Origin of the sequence: Streptomyces kebangsaanensis, assembly GCF_001906585.1 — a bacterium.
Taxonomy (GTDB): Bacteria; Actinomycetota; Actinomycetes; order Streptomycetales; family Streptomycetaceae; genus Streptomyces; species Streptomyces kebangsaanensis.
The window spans coordinates 48,718-51,386 of record NZ_JUJA01000144.1 but is presented as its reverse complement, the minus strand read 5'-3'; the positions used below and the strand labels follow the sequence as shown (position 1 = coordinate 51,386).

4 protein-coding genes are annotated in these 2,669 nt (G+C 72.9%); 1 reads left to right on the top strand and 3 read right to left on the bottom strand.

All coding sequences use genetic code 11. The annotated features are described in order from the left end of the window. A partial coding sequence (locus tag RH94_RS21700) for a hypothetical protein (RefSeq protein ID WP_073949208.1) occupies positions 1 to 324 on the bottom strand: 324 nt, incomplete at its 3' end. 164 nt (positions 325 to 488) lie between these two features. On the opposite strand from RH94_RS21700, the gene RH94_RS21695 reads away from it, so the two are divergent. Continuing rightward, positions 489 to 986 carry a DUF6328 family protein gene (locus RH94_RS21695; protein ID WP_073949161.1) on the top strand — a complete coding sequence of 166 codons (498 nt, stop codon included), beginning with the start codon at positions 489 to 491 and terminating at the stop codon, positions 984 to 986. Between the two features lie 33 nt (positions 987 to 1,019). Here the strand turns inward: RH94_RS21695 and RH94_RS21690 are convergent, their stop codons facing one another. Together RH94_RS21690 and RH94_RS21685 are read right to left on the bottom strand one after the other, a co-directional pair. After that, positions 1,020 to 1,445, bottom strand: coding sequence for an SsgA family sporulation/cell division regulator (locus RH94_RS21690; protein WP_073949160.1), 426 nt, complete (start codon positions 1,443 to 1,445; stop codon positions 1,020 to 1,022). A 135-nt stretch (positions 1,446 to 1,580) separates the two neighbouring features. Next, a complete protein-coding gene (locus RH94_RS21685) occupies positions 1,581 to 2,552 on the bottom strand; it encodes an LLM class F420-dependent oxidoreductase (protein WP_073949159.1) in 972 nt (323 codons plus the stop codon). Positions 2,553 to 2,669 lie beyond the last annotated feature (117 nt).

Below are 2,669 nucleotides of genomic sequence, written 5' to 3'. Positions count from 1 at the left end.
CTGCCGTTCCTGCTCCTGGTCGCCGGCCGCCGCGCCCTCGTCGTGCGCCGCGAAGGCGCGGATCAGCGTCTCGCTCGCCCTCCGTACGGCCCGAGGGGTGCCCTGGACGGTGACGGTCACCGGCGTGGACAGCCGGCCCGCGTCCTGCGGGGCGTCCCGGCCGGTGCCGGCGTCGGCGGAGAAGGTGGCCGTGCGCACGGTCGCGTTCTCGTCGGCGGGGAGCCCGTCCGGCGCCCCGAAGACCCCCTCCAGGACCCTGACCACCGTCCGGGCGTCGGCGGCCTCGCCGCCGCTGAGCGTCACCGTGAGCTGCGTGCCGGACATCGGCCGGGACCTCCTCGACTTGGTCTGTCTGCGTCACGGCCCCGGGTAACCGCCGGCCGGCCGCCCAAACGGCGCGGCCGGCCCGGCAGTTTTCCCGCTCTCCGGGGAACCCGTGGGGGACAGGGGCCGGCCCGGGCCGAGGGCCGCGGGAACCGGGAGGCGGTATGGCGGTGCCGGAGCAAGCCGCGGGCAGGCGCAGGGGGCGCGACGAGAGCGAGGAGGAGAGGGCCGACCGCAGGTGGGTCGAGCTCATCCAGGAGGTGCGGGTGGCCCAGACGGGCGTGCAGATCCTCTTCGGTTTCCTGCTCACGGTGGTGTTCCAGCCGAAGTACGAGCACCTCAGCCACACCGACCAGGTCATCTACGTCGTCACGGTGGTCCTGGGCGCCGCGGCGACCGGCGCGCTCATCGGCCCCGTCTCCCTGCACCGCCTCGTCTCCGGCCGCCGGGTCAAGCCGGAGGCGGTGCGCTGGGCGTCCCGGCTGACCTTCGTCGGCCTCCTCCTGTTGCTGGCCACCATGACTTCCGCGCTGCTGTTGATCCTCAGGGTGGCGACGCACGGCGGCTTCGTGCCCTGGCTGGTCGCGGTGGTGGTCGCCTGGTACCTCCTGTGCTGGTTCGCCCTGCCCCTGTGGGCCCGCCACCGCCACACCTCCCGGTGAGCTCCCGATGGGCCGAGGGCCACGCGGGGGCGCTCAGCCCCCCGCGATGACCTCCGCCAGGAAGTCGTCGACGCCGAGTTCCTCCTCGCCCGGTGCCACCACGTCATGGGTCTGACGCAGGAAGGCCGCGACGGCGGGCGCCCACACGAAGACGGCCGCGTGGTGCCGCCCCCCGTCGGGGTGGGCGTTGCCGTAGAACTCCATGCACAGCTCCTCCCACGGGCCGCTCGACACGGGGCGGAAGCGGACGTCGCCGATGCCCACCGGCCCTTCCAGGCCGTCGCCGAGCATCTCCCGGTCCAGCTTCCACCGGGCGAGCACCCGCCCGTCGTGGCTGAAGACGGCGGTGACGGCGAACGGGTCGTCGGCGTCGTAACTCAGGTGCGCGAGCACGGGGAAACGTTCCGTGCCGTTCGCCTGCAGCTGCACCACCAGACTCTTGTGCACGAAGGGGTTCACGAAAGGGGACCTCCGAGGACATCGGGGCGTGACATCAGGACGTAGAGCCCTCTAGTACCCAGCAGACGCGCAAGATGCCCGGACGCCCGGGTGAATCCGCACACGCCGTGAACCCGCACACGCCGGCCGCGCCGGTCAGGCGAAGGCCTCGCGCAGCGCGGGCAGCAGGGTCTTCGCCGACCAGTCGAGGAACGGCTCCTGCGACCCGCCGCCGATCTGCACCAGCGCGACCTCCGTGAACCCGGCCTCGGCGTAGGGGCGTACGGCCTCCACGAAGACCTCCGGATCGTCGCCGCACGGGATCGACCCGGCCACGTCGTCGGGGGTGACGAACTGCGTGGCCCCCTCGAACGCGTCCGGGTGCGGCAGCTCGGAGTTCACCTTCCAGCCGCTGCCGAACCAGCGGAACTGCGCGTGCGCGCGCTCGACCGCCGCGTCCCGGTCGGAGTCGTGGCAGACCGGAAGCTGACCCACCCGCGGCTTGCCCGCGCCGCCGTGCCGGTCGAAGGCCTCCAGCAGCCCCTTCTCGGGCTCGGTGGCGATCACCAGGTCGGCGAGCCGGCCGGCGAGCCTGCAGGACTGCTCGCCGGAGACGGCGATGCCGATGGGCGGCGGCTGGTCCGGCAGGTCCCACAGCCGGGCCGAGTCCACGTCGAAGTGCGCGCCGTGCCGGGTGACATGACCGCCCTCGAACAGCGCCCGGATGATCTCGACGGCCTCCTCCAGCAGTTCGTGGCGTACGTCGACGGACGGCCAGCCGCCGCCCACGACGTGCTCGTTGAGGTTCTCGCCGGAGCCCAGACCCAGCCGGAACCTGCCCTGCGACAGCAACTGCAGCGTCGCCGCCTTCTGCGCCACGACCGCCGGGTGGTAGCGGAAGGTCGGGCAGGTCACGTACGTCATCAGCGGAATGCGCGAGGTGGCGTGGGCGGCGGCCCCGAGGACGCTCCAGGCGTACGGCGCGTGCCCCTGCGAGCGCAGCCACGGGAAGTAGTGGTCGGAGGTCACCGAGAAGTCGAAGCCGGCCTCCTCGGCCCGCACCACGTGGTCGACCAGCTCCCGGGGGCCGGACTGCTCGGTCATCATCGTGTATCCGATCTGCACCATGAGCGCCGAGTCCCCGGGTGCGGCGGCCCGGAAACGGGCGGTCAGCCCGGGCCCGGCCGGAAGGTCCGGAGGAAGACCTTCAGCGCCTGCTCGTTCACCGGTGAGGCGAAGTCACCG